Annotated in this window: 17 protein-coding genes; 5 read left to right on the top strand and 12 right to left on the bottom strand. The window is 68.8% G+C overall.

The genetic code is table 11. The features are described from left to right. Window positions 1-85 precede the first annotated feature (85 nt). Entirely contained in the window at window positions 86-1,849 is a 1,764-nt protein-coding gene (locus tag AB4Y91_RS01275) for a glycoside hydrolase family 15 protein (RefSeq protein WP_441416780.1), read from the bottom strand. Window positions 1,850-2,019: 170 nt separating this feature from the next. On the opposite strand from AB4Y91_RS01275, the gene AB4Y91_RS01270 reads away from it, so the two are divergent. Both AB4Y91_RS01270 and AB4Y91_RS01265 read left to right on the top strand, forming a co-directional pair. After that, a complete protein-coding gene (locus AB4Y91_RS01270) occupies window positions 2,020-2,784 on the top strand; it encodes a DUF72 domain-containing protein (protein WP_441416779.1) in 765 nt (254 codons plus the stop codon). A 49-nt stretch (window positions 2,785-2,833) separates the two neighbouring features. Next, the gene (locus AB4Y91_RS01265) at window positions 2,834-3,916 is read left to right on the top strand and encodes an App1 family protein (protein ID WP_441416778.1); all 1,083 of its coding nucleotides are present in this window, start codon (window positions 2,834-2,836) and stop codon (window positions 3,914-3,916) included. On the opposite strand, the gene AB4Y91_RS01260 is transcribed toward AB4Y91_RS01265, so the two are convergent. From AB4Y91_RS01260 to AB4Y91_RS01245, 4 genes are all read right to left on the bottom strand, one after another. Further along, on the bottom strand, window positions 3,913-5,466 hold the full coding sequence (locus AB4Y91_RS01260; RefSeq protein ID WP_441416777.1) for a glycoside hydrolase family 1 protein: 1,554 nt from the start codon (window positions 5,464-5,466) through the stop codon (window positions 3,913-3,915). The genes AB4Y91_RS01265 and AB4Y91_RS01260 overlap by 4 nt on opposite strands. A gap of 127 nt (window positions 5,467-5,593) precedes the next feature. Continuing rightward, on the bottom strand, window positions 5,594-5,983 hold the full coding sequence (locus AB4Y91_RS01255) for a hypothetical protein (protein WP_441416776.1): 390 nt from the start codon (window positions 5,981-5,983) through the stop codon (window positions 5,594-5,596). Between the two features lie 93 nt (window positions 5,984-6,076). Beyond that, window positions 6,077-6,496 (bottom strand): DnaJ domain-containing protein, encoded by a 420-nt coding sequence (locus tag AB4Y91_RS01250; protein ID WP_441416775.1) that lies wholly within the window; start codon window positions 6,494-6,496, stop codon window positions 6,077-6,079. Window positions 6,497-6,616: 120 nt separating this feature from the next. Continuing rightward, window positions 6,617-7,042 (bottom strand): Hsp20/alpha crystallin family protein, encoded by a 426-nt coding sequence (locus tag AB4Y91_RS01245; RefSeq protein WP_441417825.1) that lies wholly within the window; start codon window positions 7,040-7,042, stop codon window positions 6,617-6,619. A 149-nt stretch (window positions 7,043-7,191) separates the two neighbouring features. On the opposite strand from AB4Y91_RS01245, the gene AB4Y91_RS01240 reads away from it, so the two are divergent. Next, entirely contained in the window at window positions 7,192-7,479 is a 288-nt protein-coding gene (locus tag AB4Y91_RS01240; RefSeq protein WP_441416774.1) for a MerR family transcriptional regulator, read from the top strand. Window positions 7,480-7,508: 29 nt separating this feature from the next. Here the strand turns inward: AB4Y91_RS01240 and AB4Y91_RS01235 are convergent, their stop codons facing one another. Next, window positions 7,509-8,288 carry a phosphatase PAP2 family protein gene (locus AB4Y91_RS01235; protein ID WP_441416773.1) on the bottom strand — a complete coding sequence of 260 codons (780 nt, stop codon included), beginning with the start codon at window positions 8,286-8,288 and terminating at the stop codon, window positions 7,509-7,511. A gap of 123 nt (window positions 8,289-8,411) precedes the next feature. Between AB4Y91_RS01235 and AB4Y91_RS01230 the strand changes: the two genes are divergently transcribed. Together AB4Y91_RS01230 and AB4Y91_RS01225 are read left to right on the top strand one after the other, a co-directional pair. Next, window positions 8,412-9,509 (top strand): DNA alkylation repair protein, encoded by a 1,098-nt coding sequence (locus tag AB4Y91_RS01230; RefSeq protein WP_441416772.1) that lies wholly within the window; start codon window positions 8,412-8,414, stop codon window positions 9,507-9,509. Between the two features lie 116 nt (window positions 9,510-9,625). Then, complete coding sequence (locus AB4Y91_RS01225; RefSeq protein ID WP_346957867.1) at window positions 9,626-9,835, top strand: hypothetical protein; 210 nt, start codon at window positions 9,626-9,628, stop codon at window positions 9,833-9,835. 128 nt (window positions 9,836-9,963) lie between these two features. Here AB4Y91_RS01225 and manD read toward each other — a convergent pair whose 3' ends face one another. The 6 genes from manD to AB4Y91_RS01195 all read right to left on the bottom strand — a co-directional run bounded on the left by manD (window position 9,964) and on the right by AB4Y91_RS01195 (window position 15,933). Further along, window positions 9,964-11,193: a D-mannonate dehydratase ManD gene (gene manD, locus AB4Y91_RS01220; protein WP_346957868.1), complete on the bottom strand. Its 1,230-nt coding sequence runs from the start codon at window positions 11,191-11,193 to the stop codon at window positions 9,964-9,966. Between the two features lie 65 nt (window positions 11,194-11,258). After that, window positions 11,259-12,248: a sugar kinase gene (locus tag AB4Y91_RS01215; RefSeq protein WP_441416771.1), complete on the bottom strand. Its 990-nt coding sequence runs from the start codon at window positions 12,246-12,248 to the stop codon at window positions 11,259-11,261. Beyond that, window positions 12,245-12,919 carry a bifunctional 4-hydroxy-2-oxoglutarate aldolase/2-dehydro-3-deoxy-phosphogluconate aldolase gene (locus AB4Y91_RS01210; protein ID WP_441416770.1) on the bottom strand — a complete coding sequence of 225 codons (675 nt, stop codon included), beginning with the start codon at window positions 12,917-12,919 and terminating at the stop codon, window positions 12,245-12,247. Before AB4Y91_RS01210 ends, AB4Y91_RS01215 begins: the two co-directional genes overlap by 4 nt. Before the next feature lie 5 nt (window positions 12,920-12,924). Continuing rightward, a complete protein-coding gene (dgoD, locus tag AB4Y91_RS01205; protein ID WP_441416769.1) occupies window positions 12,925-14,073 on the bottom strand; it encodes a galactonate dehydratase in 1,149 nt (382 codons plus the stop codon). A 7-nt stretch (window positions 14,074-14,080) separates the two neighbouring features. Further along, the gene (locus tag AB4Y91_RS01200) at window positions 14,081-14,971 is read right to left on the bottom strand and encodes a carbohydrate ABC transporter permease (protein WP_441416768.1); all 891 of its coding nucleotides are present in this window, start codon (window positions 14,969-14,971) and stop codon (window positions 14,081-14,083) included. Then, on the bottom strand, window positions 14,968-15,933 hold the full coding sequence (locus tag AB4Y91_RS01195; RefSeq protein ID WP_441416767.1) for a carbohydrate ABC transporter permease: 966 nt from the start codon (window positions 15,931-15,933) through the stop codon (window positions 14,968-14,970). Before AB4Y91_RS01195 ends, AB4Y91_RS01200 begins: the two co-directional genes overlap by 4 nt. Window positions 15,934-16,040: the final 107 nt, after the last annotated feature.

The raw sequence follows: 16,040 nt of genomic DNA, 5'->3' as shown, positions 1-16,040 counted from the left end.
CTCTGGAAGAAAGTCCGGCGGCCGGTCCCGGTCCGGCGGATTTCGCCGCCGTCAGCCGGTGCCAGGGCACCGTTGGAGCATGCCGTCAGTGGCCGTCGGCCTGCAGTTCGAGTGCGCTGCGCACCAGTGCGAAGTGGCTGAAGGCCTGCGGGGTGTTCCCCAGTTGGCGCGCCTCCTGAACGTCCCATTCCTCGCTCAGCAGCCCGACGTCGTTGCGCAGCGCCAGCAGCCGTTCGAACAGCTCCCTTGCCTCGCGGCGCCGGCCCGCACCCAGCAGCGCCTCCACCATCCAGAACGAACACGCGAGGAAGACGCCTTCGCCGCCCGGCACGCCGTCGTCGCTCTGTTCCTGCCGGTAGCGAAGCACAAAGCCGTCATGGGTGAGCTCCCGCTGCACCGCCTCGATGGTGCCGACCACCCGCGGATCATCCGGAGCCAGGAACCCCACGCGCGGGATCAGCAGCAGGCTGGCGTCCAGTTCGGGCCGGCCGTAGGACTGGACGAAGGTGTTGCGTTCGGCGTCGAAACCGTTGGCCATCACGTCGGCGTGGATCGTGTCGCGGAGCGCTTCCCAGCGATCCGCCGGGCCGGGGAGGCCGGAATCCCGGACGCCCTTGACCATGCGGTCCGCCGCCACCCAGGCCATCACCTTGGAGTGGGTGAAATGCCGGCGCGGTCCGCGCATCTCCCAGAGACCGTTGTCCGGCCGGGTCCAGGCGGTCTCCAGATGCTCCATCAGCGCCACCTGGACGTCCCAGGAGTCATCGCCGTCGTGCAGCAGTGAACTCCGGGTCAGGGCCAGGCAGTCCAGGACCTCGCCCCAGACGTCCAGCTGCAGTTGCCCGGCTGCGGCATTGCCGATCCGCACCGGCGCCGACCCCTCATAGCCGGCCAGCCAGTCCAGCGTCATTTCCGGCAGCCTTCGCTCGCCGTGCAGGCCGTACATGATCTGCAGATCGGCCGGATCCCCCGCCACCGCGCGCAGCAGCCAGTTACGCCACGCGGCGGCCTCCTCCGAGTAGCCCGAGGCGAGCAGGGCCTGCAGCGTCAGGGTCGCGTCCCGCAGCCAGCAGTAGCGGTAGTCCCAGTTGCGTTCCCCGCCGAGCTCCTCCGGCAGCGACGTGGTCACGGCTGCCACGATGCCGCCGGTCGGGGCGAAGGTCAGGGCCTTGAGGGTGATCAGCGAGCGCAGCACGGCATCGCGGTACGGGCCGGTGACCCGGCACTTGGCCGACCACTGTTGCCAGAACGATTCGGTGGCTTCAAGCACGCCTTCCGGATCCACCTTGCGCGGGCGGCCGAGGTGGCTGGGTGCCCAGGTCAGCACGAAGGGAATGCGCTGGCCTGCCTTGACGGTGAAGTCGCTGGCGGTCTGCATGTGCTCGCCCCGGAGCGGGGCCTCGGTGACCAGGTATGCGGCGTCGGGGCCGGCCACGGCGTGGATCCCGTGCTCGTCGCGGCGCACCCAGGGGACGATGTGGCCGTAGTCGAAGCGCAGGGCCAGCTCGCCGCGCATCCGTACCGTGCCGCGGATCCCCACCACGATCCGCACGATGTCCGCCGCGCCGTCGCGGGGCGACATGAAGTCGATCACCTTGACCTTGCCCTCATCGGTTTCCCATTCGGTTTCCAGGATGAGGGTGTTCTTGCGGTAGTGCCGCCGGGTGCATTCGCCGCCGGACGCGGGCGCGAGCAGCCAGCGGCCGGCCTTGGGGCTGTCCAGCAGGGCGTTGAAGCAGGCCGGCGAGTCGAAGCGGGGCAGGCACAGCCAGTCGATGGAGCCTTCCGTGCTGATCAATGCGGCGGTGTGCAGATCGCCGACCATTGCGTAATCCTCGATACGTGCCATGGGTCTTACAGTGCCACACGCCGTGCTGGCGGCCGAGGACGACGTGGCAGATTGCGGGGCGGATTGCGGGGCGGATGTCGCTGCGCGGGCACCGGATGTCGCTGCGCGGGGCAACGGGTTCCGCTGCGTGGGGGCTGGGACGGGCGGCCTGCCGGCACTAGGATCCCAACATGCCGGAACAGGACTACGGGGTACACCGCCACGGCGTGGCGCACATCGGAACCAGCGGCTGGAGCTACGACCACTGGGAGAACGTGCTCTATCCGCCCGGGCTGCCGGCACGGGACCGGCTGGCCCATTACGCATCGCGCTTCACCACGGTGGAGCTGAATGCGAGTTTCTACCGCTGGCCGCGGGAGAGCTCCTTCGCCGGGTGGCAGCGCCGCCTGCCGGAGGGCTTCACCATGTCCGTCAAGGCGCCGCGGGGCCTGACCCACGGCAAGAAACTCTACGGCCCGGAGGTCTGGGCGGAGCGGATCACCCGCTGCTGGCACGAACTCGGTGACAAGCGGGCCGTGCTGCTGGTCCAGCTGCCGCCGGATTTCGCGCGCGACGACGCCCGTCTGGGCTACTTCCTGGCCGCCCTGCCGGAGTGGATCCGCGTGAGCGTGGAGTTCCGCCACCCCAGCTGGGACCACCCGGCGGTCTATGAGCTGCTCGAACGGCACGGCGCTGCCTACTGCGTCATGAGCGGCGCGCAGCTGCCGTGCATCCTGCGTGCTACCGCCGGGTTCGTCTACGTCCGGCTGCACGGGCCCGACCGGGACCACCTCTACGCCGGCTCCTACTCCGACCAGGAACTTGGCTGGTGGGCGGAACGGACCCGCGAGTGGCTGGCGTCGGGCAAGGACGTCTACGCCTATTTCAACAACGACGGCGGCGGCAACGCCGTGCGCAACGCCACCAGGCTGCGTGAACTGCTGGGCGACGCCTGACCGGCGGACCAATCGCCGGCAGGACGCGCCGCTGTGGGAGAGTGGAGTTATGGAATTGGCCTCGCAGGAACCAGCGCAGCAACCGCAGCCGGACAGGAAAGTCTCGGGCAGCCAGGCCTTCCGGCTGGCCCACTGGGTCTCGGACTCGGTCAACCACCTCCGCCTGAAGGCAGCCAGGCGCTGGAAGTTCAGCCCGCAAACCATCGCCTACCAGGGCTACGGCTCCACCGAGTGGGTCCGGGTACTGGGCCGCGTCCTGCTCACGAGCAAGCCCACACCCGGCAGCCGGGCGGAGCAGGCGGCGCAGAACGGCAACCAGAATGTCCGCGGCTGGCGCGCGTTTACGTCTGTCCCGATCCAGTTCATTGAGGTGGAGATCGAGATCGGCGGCATCACCACCCGGGTGCATGCCGACCGCGGTGGCATCGTGGACACCGTGGTCCCGGTTTCACTTACGCCCGGCTGGCACCGCGCCGTGCTGCGGGCCGAAGGGACCGAGCCTGCGGAGGCGATGATCTATGTCATCTCCCCGGACACCACCCTTGGCATCGTCTCGGACATTGACGACACGATCATGGTCACGGCACTCCCCCGGCCGTTCCTGGCCCTGTGGAACACCTTTGTGCTCAACGAACGGGCCCGGATGGCGACCCCGGGCATGGCCGTCCTGATGGACCGGCTGCTGGTGGAACACCCCGAGGCGCCGGTGATCTACCTGTCCACCGGCCCTTGGAACGCCGCCCCGACGCTGGCCCGCTTCATCACGCGCAACATGTACCCCTCCGGAACCCTGCTGCTGACCGACTGGGGCCTCACCCACGACCGCTGGTTCCGCAGCGGCCAGGAACACAAGCGCCGGAACCTGGAACTGCTGGCCAAGGAGTTCCCCAACATGCGCTGGCTCCTCTTCGGCGACAACGGCCAGCACGACGAGGCCATCTATTCGCAGTTCGCCCGGGAGCACGGAGACCGGGTCGCCGCGATCGGCATCCGCCAGCTCTCCACCGGCGAGGCCGTGCTGGCGGGCGGACATTCCGAGACCGGCGACCACACGGGCTCCAGCGTCCCGTGGGTCTACTCGCCCGACGGCGCCGGCATGGCCAAGCGCCTGCAGGAGCTGGAGATCCTCTAGCCGGCCGCCGGGGCTTCGGCCGCGGTTCCTGCTTCGGGGGTTTCGACGTCGGCGGTGGCGCTGTCCGCCGTGCCGCCGTCGCCCGCGACCATCGCAGCTGCCCCGGCGTCCCTCTTCCGGGCCGCCATGAGCTCCCGGATCCAGTAGTAGGAGGCCTTCGGCGTGCGGATCATGGTGTCACGGTCCACGTGCAGCAGGCCGAACTGCTGCTTGTAGCCGGCGGACCATTCAAAGTTGTCCAGCAGCGACCACACGTAGTAGCCGCGCAGCTCGATCGACTCTGCGGAGCCGCCGGGTGAGGTCGCCTCGATGGCCGCCCCGATGTGCTCGGCAAGGTACCGCACGCGGCGCTCATCCGGGACGATGAGGCGGCCTTCGGCGTCGTGGATCTCCAGATCCTCGAAACTTGCGCCGCCCTCGGTGATGTAGACCGGCGGCAGTTCCGGGTAGCGTTCGGCCATTTCCGCGAGCGCCACGGCCATGTAGTCGGGCTTGATCGGCCAGCCGTAGGCGGTGATCTCGGTGTCCGGGAAGCTCTCGATGTGGAACGGGGTTCCGGACCCGCCGCCGTTGAGGTCATTGCCCATGGCCTCGGCCATGCCCTGGGGCACGGTGCCCTCGCCGGGTCCGGCCGCCACCCGGGTGGGCATGTAGTAGTTCAGCCCGTAGAAGTCCAGCGGCTGCGAAATCAGTTCCATGTCCTCGCTGGACGGGCTGAAGGAGGAGAAGAAAGTGGCGGCCCTGATGGCGTCCGGATACTTGCCCAGCAGCACCGGGTCCGCGTACAGGCGGTTCTGGGCCATGTCCATCAGCCCGGCGCTGACCTTGTCCAGCGGGTTGGCCGAGGCCGGGACCATCGGTGAATAGACATTGGTGAGGCCGATTTCACCGGGCACCTTCGCCGCCCGCAGCGCCTGCATCGCGAGCCCGTGGCCCAGCAGCTGGTGGTGGACGCTCGGCAGCGCCTTGAGCATGTGCGCTTCGCCCGGGGAGTGCACGCCCAGCATGTAGCCGTTGGCACTCACCGTGGCCGGTTCGTTGATGGTCACCCAGCGGGCCACCCGGTCCCCGTAGGCCGCGGCGGCGATGGCGGCGAATTCCCCCAGCCGGTAGGCGGTGTCCCGGTTCATCCAGCCGCCGGCCTCGTCCAGCTCCAGCGGCGTGTCCCAGTGGTACAGGGTGGCCATCGGCGAGATCCCGTTGGCCAGCAGCAGGTCGATCAGGCGGTCATAGAAGTCCAGGCCCTTGGGATTCACCGGACCGCTGCCGCCGGGCTGGATGCGGGGCCAGGACAGCGAGAACCGGTAGGAATCGATCCCCAGCTCCTTCATCAGCGCCACATCTTCGGGCATCCGGTGGTAATGGTCGCAGGCCATGGCGGGGCTGTGATCATTGACGATCGAGCCCGGGGTAGCCGCAAAGACATCCCATCCCGAAGGTCCGCGCCCGTCCTCGTCCAGCGCCCCCTCGATCTGGAAGGCGGCGGTCGCCACGCCCATGGTGAAATCGGCCGGCAGCAGAGCGGCCAGATCGTGGGCGGAAGCATTCATTGGCGGATCCCCTATGCAGTTGCGCTGGTGGTTGATTGATTTTAGGCCCCGGCGGGCGCCCACGCCACAACCGGCGCCGGCACCTCCGCCGGTGTGTCCGGCGCCTCCGCCCCCTGAGCCCGGCGCCCTAGTAGGTGGACTCCTCCGGCCCGAAGAGGAACTCCTTGGCATGGGCGACGGCCTTCTTGAACGCGTCATTCCGCAGGCTCAGGAGTTGCTCCGCCTCGTCCGCCGCGGGCTCAAGGTAGCCGGTAAACCCGGGCCGGAGCACCCAGATGTCCCCGGCGGGCGGTAGATAGAACACCCCGAAGGAGCGGTGCTGGCTGTCCTCGGCGGCCCAGATGGGCACCACCGCCAGCGCGGCGCCGGTGTCCACATTGATCCACTGTGCGCGCGGAAGGGGCAGTTCGTGGGCCTCCGGGTCAAGGAAGGGCGCGGTTCCTTCGCCCCACCTCTCCTCGAACCGCTCGTGGAACGCGGGCATCAGGTGCGAATCGTAACGCCGCCATGCGCTCATGGCTATCCTCCATTTTCTTGTATTCCTGCCTGCTGCTTCCTGCCTGGTGCTTCCTGCCTGGTGCGGCACGCGGCACCGCCCCTGGTTCCCGCGTCACTCCGGCCCCCGCTCCCACCGCACCGGGGTCACGCGCAGCACCGGCTGCCCGCCTCGGTGGTGCCGCACCGGAATGTCCCGGCCGACGGCGGTGCGGCCGGCGGCGGTGCCCCCGGTGTCTGCCACGCGGGCCGGGCGGGCCGGCCGGGCCGCGGAACCGGCGGCGTCATAGGCGGCCCGCGCGTCAGGATTCCGCAGCACCGAGAACGACTCAAGGATGCGGCGCGCCTCCTCCCCGCCGTCAGACCCGGCGCCGGGCCGGGCATCCGGGCCGCCTCCGGACGCCGCACCGGCGGCCGCTTCGACGTCGGGATGGCGGCGGCGCATCAGCGCGCGGAAGGAGCGCTGGATCTCGGCCGGAGACGCATCCGGCGCGACGTGCAACGCGGCGTAGAAGCCGCGCGGGTCGCGGTTCATCGGCTCACCTCCTGGCTGGCCGGACGGGGCTCGGGCCGATCAGGCGGGGATCCGGCCGCACGTTCCGGCCGGCCGGATCCCCGCACCGCCAGCGGTCCGAAGCGTCCGCCGCCGGCGCTGTTACTTCCCGATCTCCTGCATCTTGTCCTGCGTGTGCGTGATTTCAATCTTCCGCGGCTTGGCCTGCTCCAACACCGGAATCCGGAGCGTCAGGACGCCGTCGGCGTAGCTCGCCTTGACCTTGTCGGTGTCCAGCGTGTCGCCCAGGATCAGCTGGCGGCTGAATACTCCGCGCGGCCGTTCCGAGGCGATCAATTCAACGTTGGGCTGCGTCGGGTCGCGCCGTTCGGCCCTGACGGTCAGGACGTTGCGCTCGATGTCGAGATCCACCGAGTCAACATTGACGCCGGGAAGATCGAACGCGACGACGAATTCGCCGTCCTCCTGCCACGCGTCCATCGGCATGGCGGCGGGCCGCGCCGCCGTTCCGAAGACTTGCTGGGTCAGCCGGTCCAATTCACGGAACGGGTCCGTACGCATCAACATCATTTCCCACTCCTTCATACGAGAGTCTTGAATCTTCCTGCCTATCCAGCCCACTCGGTTATCTGTGGTGGTGGATATAGATTTTTTATAGCACCAGTGCCAAACTGATGCAACAGGAAATTTTTCGACCACACGAAGGGACGTGAGCCATGGCGGAACGTGAAGCGGACGTCGGGGTGTACGCGATCTCCGTGGTGGCTCAGCTGGTCGGGACCGGGCCGCAGAACATCCGGCTTTACGAGCGCAGGGGACTCCTGACCCCGGACCGCACGGCGGGCGGAACGCGGCAGTACAGCGAGACGGATCTGGTGGTGCTGCGGCGGATCAGTGAGCTGCTGGACGAGGGGCTGAACCTCGCCGGCGTCGCCAAGGTGCTGGAACTGGAAACGGCTAATGCCAAGCTCCGTGCGGAGCTTAAACGACGCGGGGCGCGCTGACCGGCAGCGCGCCCCGTCTTCGCCGGCGCCTACTCCGCGCCGGTCTCCTGCTTGGAGAGTTCACCGGTGATCCGCTCGCCCGGGATCCTGGCGGTCCGCCAGGTGTCCAGCAGGATCACGGCGCCCAGGATCACGAACGAGATGGACAGCGAGGCAAGGGCATCGGTGGTCCAGTGGTAGCCGAGGTACAGCCGGCTGAGCGCGGCGAAGAAGATCCCGATGCCGGCTACGGCGAAGCCCGCGACGGCGGCTTTCGGGTTCTTGCGGCGGGAAAAGATCAGGAACGTGGTGATCAGCAGGAAGTCACAGGCGCCCAAGACGTGGCCTGACGGGAACGAGAACGTGGAGTCAGCCCCGAAGAGCATAAGGTCCACCGGCGGGCGCTGCCGGCCGACCGACCGGCCGATGATCTGGGCCAGGATGACCCCGGTCAGCATGCCACCGGCCAGCACCATCGGCCGCCAGGCGTGCTTGGCCAGCAGCCCCCACGCCACCGTGAACACCAGGATGATGATCGGCAGGCCGATGGGTCCGAAGACAATGGCCAGGATGATCATGATGGTCGTGGCCGGCTCCCCGCGCAGGGCCACGAGCCCGGAGCGCACCGGCTCGTCAACGGCGGTGATACCGCCGTGCTGCAGCACGCTAACCAGGATGGCAATGAACGCCACGACGCCGACGACCATAAGCCCGACGGCGATCCGGTACAGATTCCGCCGCGCATCCACGCTCATGTAGCGCTCCTCCACCACAAACTTGTCATGGAAGACCCGCCACCAGCCGGATTGCCCGGTTTTCTGCTCTGCCATTGCCGTATCCGCCTCTGCGCCGTGTGTGGACATTCCCAACGTGAAGAATATCCCGGTTCCCGCGCCGCGGGCGCGTCGGACCGGCAGCCGGTCCCGCGCCGTTCCCGCCGGTAGCCTGAACCCATGGGTGTCATGAACGAACTGATCAACCCCGGGGTGGTCGGCTCGCTGGGACGGATCCTTGCCGCTGCTTCCCCCGGCCGCCGCTTCCCGCAACTGGCCGGCACGGCCGGGCAGCTGGACGGGCTGGGCCTGCGCGAACGCACCGACCTGCTCAGCAGCGCCCTGCTCACCGATCTGCCCGCCGACTACACCGCTGCGGCGGCGGTCTTCCGCCAGGCGCTGAAGGACCCGGACTTCACCGGCTGGATGATCTGGCCGGTCAGCGAGGCGGCCGCCACCCTCGCCCTTGCCCGGAGGGGCCCCGCCGATTTCGAGGACTGCTTGTCGCTGCTCGCCGAGCTGACTCCGCGGCTCACGGGTGAATTCGCCATCCGGCGGCTCCTGGATGCGGACCTCGACCGGGCCCTGACGGTCATCCAGCGCTGGACCAGCCACCCCGACTGGCAGGTCCGACGGCTCGCCAGCGAGGGCACCCGGGCGTACCTGCCGTGGGCAATCCGTGTTCCCGGACTCACGGCCCGGCCGGCGGCAACCCTCCCGATCCTGGACGCCCTGTACCGCGACCCGGTCGAGGATGTCCGGCGGTCGGTGGCCAACCACCTGAACGACCTGGCCCGGCATGCCCCCGACGAAGTGGTCGCCGCCGCAGCGCGCTGGCTGGCGGAGCCGGACGCGAACACCGCCAGGGTGGTCCGCCACGGCCTGCGGACCCTGGTCAAGAAGGCCCACCCCGGCGCGCTGGAGTTGCTCGGCTTCGCGCCGGCGTCGCTCGCCGTGACGCCTCCCCGACTCGACCGCACCGTCGTGGAACTGCCGGGAGACCTGGGCTTCGATTTCGACGTCGCCAACACCGGCCCGGCGGAGGCCCGCATCGCCGTCGACTACGTGGTGCACTACGCCAAAGCCAACGGCGTCCTCGCGGACAAAGTGTTCAAGCTCGGCACGGCCGTCCTCGGGCCGGGTGAATCCAGGACATTTTCGAAGCGCCACGCCTTCCGCCAGATGACCACCCGGGTCCACCACCCCGGCGACCACGCGCTGCAGCCGCAGGTCAACGGGGTGCGCTATCCGGGGGCCGGTTTCACGGTGCTGACCTAGGCTCCGGAAACGGACGGCGGCGTGCCCGCGTGGTGATTTGACTCACATTTAAATCAGACGTTATCCTCGCTTCAGCCGTTGGCCCCGCGGCGACCACCTCCCGGAAAGACAGTGCGATGACGACAGCAAGCGAATGCATCGAGATCCAGGTCGACAATCGCCAACTCCTGGACGACCGGCTCAACGACGCCGTCCAGGGGCTGCAGCGGCTCGCCATGCTCACCGGCACCCACGGCATCCTGCTGACCCGGCACAAGCCGGGGCACTACACGGCCGCACTTTCGGACCAGGTCCCCTTCGGGATGACACGGGAAGTCGTCCGCTAGGCCGCGGGCGCGGCGGCCCGGGGACGACGCGCCCCGGCCGCTAACCAGACCAGGTCCCGGGCGGCTGAGCTGCGAATCGCCGCCCGGGACCTTTTTGGCTTCAGCGGCGGTTCACCAGCCGTGGCCAATCACCAGTCATGGACGGTGCCGTCGACGAGGCGGTTGTAGGGCAGGTAGGCCTGCTGGTACGGGTAGGCCGCGGCGGCCTCCTCGTTGAACTCGACGCCGATGCCGGGGGTCTCCCCCGGGTGCAGGTAGCCGTCAACGAAGGTCATGGACTGCTCGAAGACCTCGTTGGTTGCATCCGAGTGCTGCATGTATTCCTGGATCCCGTAGTTGTGGATGGCCAGGCCCACGTGCAGCTGCGCGGCGAACCCGACCGGGGAGATGTCCGTGGGGCCGTGGAAGCCGGACTTGATCTGGTACTGCGCGGCGAAGTCCATGACTTTCTTCAGCGGCGAGATACCGCCGAAGTGCGTGGAGGCGGCCCGGACGTAGTCGATCAGCTGTTCCTTGATGATGGTCTGGTAGTCGTACACGGTGTTGAAGATTTCACCGATGGCCAGCGGCGTGGTGGTGTGCTGCCGGACCAGGCGCAGCGCCTCCTGGTTTTCCGCCGGGGTGCAGTCCTCCAGCCAGAACAGGTCGTAGGGTTCCAGCGCCTTGCCCAGCTTCGCGGCCTGGATCGGCGTCATCCGGTGGTGCCCGTCGTGCAGCAGCGGGATTTCCGGTCCGAACTCGTTCCGGACCGCCTCGAACACCGTCGGCAGGTGCCGCAGGTAGGCGCGGGTGTCCCAGTCCTCCTCCTGCGGGAACGCACCGCGCCCGGCGGGTTCGTAGTCGTACCGCTCCCCCGAGGCCTGTGCCTGCGCCGCGACCCCGTACACGGCCTTGATGCCGGGCACGGCGGTCTGGATCCGGATCGACTTGTAGCCCAGCTCCAGGTGTTCGCGGACCGAGTCGAACAGCGATTCCAGGTCCGAGCCGGAGGCGTGGCCGTACGCGCGCAGGCCGTTCCGGGACGCCCCGCCCAGCAGCTGGTAGACGGGCATGCCGGCCAGCTTGCCCTTGATGTCCCAGAGCGCCATGTCGACGGCGGCGATCGCGGCCATTGTGACGGGGCCGCGGCGCCAGTACGAGGACCGGTAGAGGAACTGCCAGGTGTCCTCGATCCGGTGCGGGTCCTTGCCGATCAGCAGCTGCGCAACATGCTCCTTCAGGTACGCGGCGACGGCCAGCTCACGGCCGTTGAGGGTGGCGTCGCCGATACCGGTGACACCGTCCTCGGTGGTGATCCGCAACGTGACGAAGTTGCGGGAGGGGCTGGTCACAAAGACTTCGGCGGCAATGATTTTCACGGCTGGTCCAGGCTTTCGGTGTCGGTCGGGAGGGATTCCGGGATGGTTCCGGAAGGTTGGGGGTCTTAGCGCTGGGTGCTTCCGTCCGGGGCGGTATCCAGCAGCGCCAGTTCCGCGGCGCTGGGGAGGCCCTCGCAGTCACCGGCGGTGCTGACCGCAAAGGCGCCGGCGAGGGTGCCGCGCTTGAGGCGGGCGGCGACGTCGCCGCCGTCGAGCAGGGCGGAAAGATAGCCCGCGGTGAAGGCGTCCCCCGCACCGACGGTGTCGATACTGGTCACCGGCACGGCGGGGGCCTCCCAGCGGCCGGCTGCGGTGTGGACCCCGGCGCCGGCGGCGCCGCGCTTGACCACGACCTCCCGGACACCGCGCTCCAGGAGCTCGGCGGCCATGGCCAGTTCGGCGGCTTCGGGACATGCCCCGCTGCCGGCGTCCCCCAGGCCTGCGGCCCCCATGCCGGCGACCAGCCCGAGTTCGTCGTCGGAGGCGACCAGGACGGTCGCGTGCCGGGCGATCGGGGTGAGGACGGCGCGGGCCTCGTCACGGGACCACAGTTTGCTGCGGTAGTTGACGTCGAGGGAGACCGCCAGGCCTTCGGCTGCGCCGCGCGCGGCCGCGTATTCGACGGCACGCCGGGCATCCGGGCTCAGTGCGGCGGTGATACCGGTCAGGTGCAGGACGCGCGGGCCGGCGACGAAGGCCCGGTCCACGTCCTCGCGGCTGATCGTGGACCCGGCGGAACCGGCCCGGTAGTAGTAGGCCCGGCTGATGTCCGCCGTGCGCCGTTCCAGGAACATCACCCCGGTGGCCCGGGCCCCATCCACCCGGTGCTGCACCGCGATGCCCTCGGAGCGCAGCTGCCGGAGGATGAACTCGCCATGCGGATCCGCGCCGACGACGCCGGCCCAGGCAACACTGTGGCCCAGCCGGGCGACGCCGACGGCGACGTTGGACTCCGCCCCGGCCACGTGCATGCCGAGGCTGCCGCCGGCGGACAGCGGCCCCGCGGAGCGCAGCGAGACCATCGATTCGCCCAGGGTGAGCAGGTCGACGGTCACCGCGCAGGCTCCGCGGCCATCCGCCGGCCGTATCCGGACGCCAGGTCGACGAAGGCGCGGGCCCGTTCGCGCACCGGGGCAAGGTTCCCGCCCGAGCCGGCGTCGCCGAACAGCGGGCCGCCGAGTCCGACGGCGATCGCGCCGGCGTCCCAGTACCCGGCCGCCTCGTCGAGCCCGACGCCGCCCACGGCGATGAACGGGATACCGGGGAAGGGGTCGCGAAGTGCCTTGAGGTAGCCGGGACCGCCGATGGAGGCGGGGAAGAGCTTCACGGCGGTGGCACCGCGGTTCATCGCCTCGTAGGCCTCGCTGGGGGTGAGGGCCCCGGCCAGAACGGGGATCCGCAGGCGGGCGGCTTCCTGGATGGAGCTGGCGAGCGAAGGCGTCACCATGAACTGTCCGCCGGCGCCGGCGACGTCTTCCACGTCCGCGGCGGTGAGGACGGTGCCGGCCCCGACGAAGCAGCCGGCGGGTGCGGCGGCGCGGACCGTGCGGATCGCTGCCAGCGCGTCCGGGGTGGTCAGGGCGATCTCGACGTAGCGGAAGCCTTCCTCCATGGCCGCGAGGGCAGCCTTGGCGGCGGCCCCGCCGTCGGTGCCGCGCACGATCGCCACCAGGCGGGTCTCACGGATTCCGGCCAGCAGGTTCTCGGGGGTGGGTTCGGATGTCATCTCATTCACCATTCTGCGAAGGCGCCGTCGGGGTGGCGCCAGACCGGTCCGCGCCAGGCGTGGCCGCGCTTGTCCGCGGCACGGACCACGGCCTCGTCGATCTCGATGCCCAGGCCAGGCCCGGTCAGCCGTTCGATGTGGCCGTCGACGAATTTCAGCGGACTCTTGTCCACCACGTAGTCAAGGACCTCGGCGCCCTGGTTGTAGTGGATGCCGATGCTTTGCTCCTGGATCAGGAAGTTGGGCGTCGCGAAGCCCACCTGCAGGCAGGCGGCGAGTGCCAGCGGGCCGAGCGGGCAGTGCGGGGCCAGCTGGACCTCGTAGATTTCGGCGAGCGAGGCGATCTTGCGGACCTCGGTGATGCCGCCGGCGTGTGAGAGGTCCGGCTGGGCCACGGCGATGCCGGCCTGCAGCGCGGGCAGGAATTCCTGCCGGCTGTAAAGCCGCTCGCCGGTGGAGACCGGCGTCGTGGTCGATGAGGTGAACTCCCGGAGCAGGTGGGTGTTTTCCGGGACCACGGGTTCTTCGAGGAAGAAGGGCCGGTACGGTTCCAGCAGCGGCGCCACGCGCCGGGCGTTTGCCAGGCTAAAGCGGCCGTGGAAGTCGACGGCGACGTCGCGGTGGTCACCGAGCACCTCGCGGGCGGCGGCGACCCGGCGGACGACGCCGTCGAGTTCGGCGACGGAGGCGATCGGGCTCATCCGGCCGCTGGCGTTCATCTTCACCGCGGTGAGACCTACCTCCAGCTGGGCGCTGATCTGGTCCGCCACCTCGTTCGGCTCGTCCCCGCCCACCCAGCCGTACATCCGGATCCGGTCGCGGACGTGGCCGCCCAGGAGCTGGTGCACGGGGGTGTTGAAATGCTTCCCCGCGATGTCCCACAGCGCCTGGTCCAGACCGGAGACGGCGCTGGCCAGGATGGGCCCGCCCCGGTAGAAGGAGCCCTTGGTCATGACCTGCCAGTGGTCCTCGATCCGGAGTGCGTCGTTGCCGATCAGCAGCTCGGAGAGCTGGTCGACGGCGGTGCGCACCGTTTCGCTGCGGCCCTCGCAGCTTGCCTCGCCCCAGCCGACGATCCCGCTGTCGGTTTCGATCCGGACGAAGAGCCAGCGCGGCGCGACGAGGAAGGTTTCAATCCTGCTGATGCGTGTCATGTGCTGCCTAGCCCTTGGTCGCACCGGCGGTCAGACCGGAGACGATGTACTTCTGCGTGAAGAGCGCAATGATCATGATCGGGATGGTGACCACCGTGGCGGCCGCCATCAGCCCGCCCCAGTCGATGCTGGCGTAGGAGACGAAGTCGAAGATCGCCACCGGCAGGGTCTTGGTCTTGGAGCCGGAGAGCACCAGGGCGAACATGAAGTTGTTCCACGAGAAGATGAAGGACAGGATGCCGGCGGTGGCGATACCGGAGACGGACAGCGGCAGCGTGATGCGGCGGAACGCGCCGATCGGGGTGAGGCCGTCAACCTGGGCCGATTCCTCCAGCTCCAGCGGCAGCGAATCGAAGTAGCTCATCATGATGTAGACGATCAGCGGCAGCGCGACGAACATGTGGCTGAGGATCAGCACCTCGAAGCCGCCCACCATCTTCAGGTTGGAGAAGACGTAGTACCAGGGCACCAGCAGCGAGACGCCCGGGATGACGCGGGCCATCAGGACCACCAGGGCCGAGCGGTGCATGGTGAAGCGGCTCATCGCGTAGGCCGCCGGGACGCCGAGGACCAGCGACAGTGCGGTGGAGACGAACGCCACCCAGAAGCTGTTGAAGATGAAGACGAAGTAGTTGTTCCGCTGCAGCACGTTGGCGTAGTTCTCGCCAGTGGGAGTGAAGACGAACGACTTGGCCGTGTCGTAAATGTCCACGTTGGTCTTGAAGGACGCCAGCAGCATCCAGATCAGCGGCGCGACCAGGAACAGCACCACCGCGACCAGGGCGGCAACACGGAACACCTTGTAGGCGCGGGTGGCCAGCGGCTTGCGGCGGCGCGGGGCCGGTGCCTGCCGGGCGGCTGCGGTCCGGGATTGGGTGTCTTGGGTCTGGACGGTCATTTGCTTACCGCTTTCTTGCGCATGGTCAGCAGCCACATGGTGCCGATGATGATCATGAAGAACAGGATCAGCACCGCGGAGGAGAGCCCGTACTGGTTGTAGTCAAAGCTCAGGCCGTAGGCGTAGACGTTGAGGGTCTCCACCTCGTGGAAGGAGCCGCCGCCCTTGCCCTTGGTGGCGTAGAGGATGTCGAAGGTCTTCAGGGCGTCGATGCCGCGCAGCAGGATGGCGACGATTACCGTCGGCATCATCAGCGGCAGGGTGATGAAGAAGAAGCGCTGGGCGGCGTTGGCGCCGTCCATCCGGGCAGCCTCGTCCGGTTCCTCGGAGAGCGAGGTCAGGCCGGCAAGCAGGATCAACACGACCATCGGGGTCCACTGCCAGATGTCCATGAAGATCGTGGTGCCCAGGGCGGTGTCCTGGCCGGACAGCCACGGCTGCGGCGGGATGCCGATCATGCCGAGCAGCTGGTTGACGAAGCCGATGTTCGGGTCGAAGATCAGCCGCCACATCATGCCGACGGCCACCGGGGTGGCGACAAGCGGCAGCAGGATGGCGACCCGCACCCATTTTTCGCCGCGGAAGGGCCGCCACAGCAGCAGGGCGATGCCCATGCCCAGAACGACCTCGCAGACCAGGGCGACGCCGGTGAAGGACAGCGTGCGGCCGACGGCGGGCCAGAACCGTTCGACGTCGGAGAGTACCGTCACGTAGTTCTCCAGGCCGATGAACTCGGATGCGGCGCGGACCGACCCCTGCGAGTCCGTCAGGCTCAGGTACAGCGTCCAGGCCAGCGGAAAGATGATCAGGACGCCCACGAAGATCATGGCGGGCGCGGCGAAAAGCCACTTGCGGTGCCGGTTGGCCCAGGCGGAGAAGTTCTCCCCCGGGCCGGGCGTGCGGGCCGCGCTGCGGCCGGCGCCGCGGGTGGTGCCGCCGCGGGAGGTGTTCAGTACAGACATGGTTCACCTAAGGAGTTGGGGGTGAAGTGAAGAGCGTTGCCGCGGCGGGACGGCGGCTGGGCAGCCGTCCCGCCGGGCAGTGTTGCGTCAGGCAGTTTGCGTCACAG

Source organism: Arthrobacter sp. YAF16, from assembly GCF_052113385.1.
GTDB lineage: Bacteria > Actinomycetota > Actinomycetes > Actinomycetales > Micrococcaceae > Arthrobacter.
The sequence above is the reverse complement of the archived record's forward strand: the minus strand, read 5'-3'. Positions and strand labels throughout refer to the sequence as shown.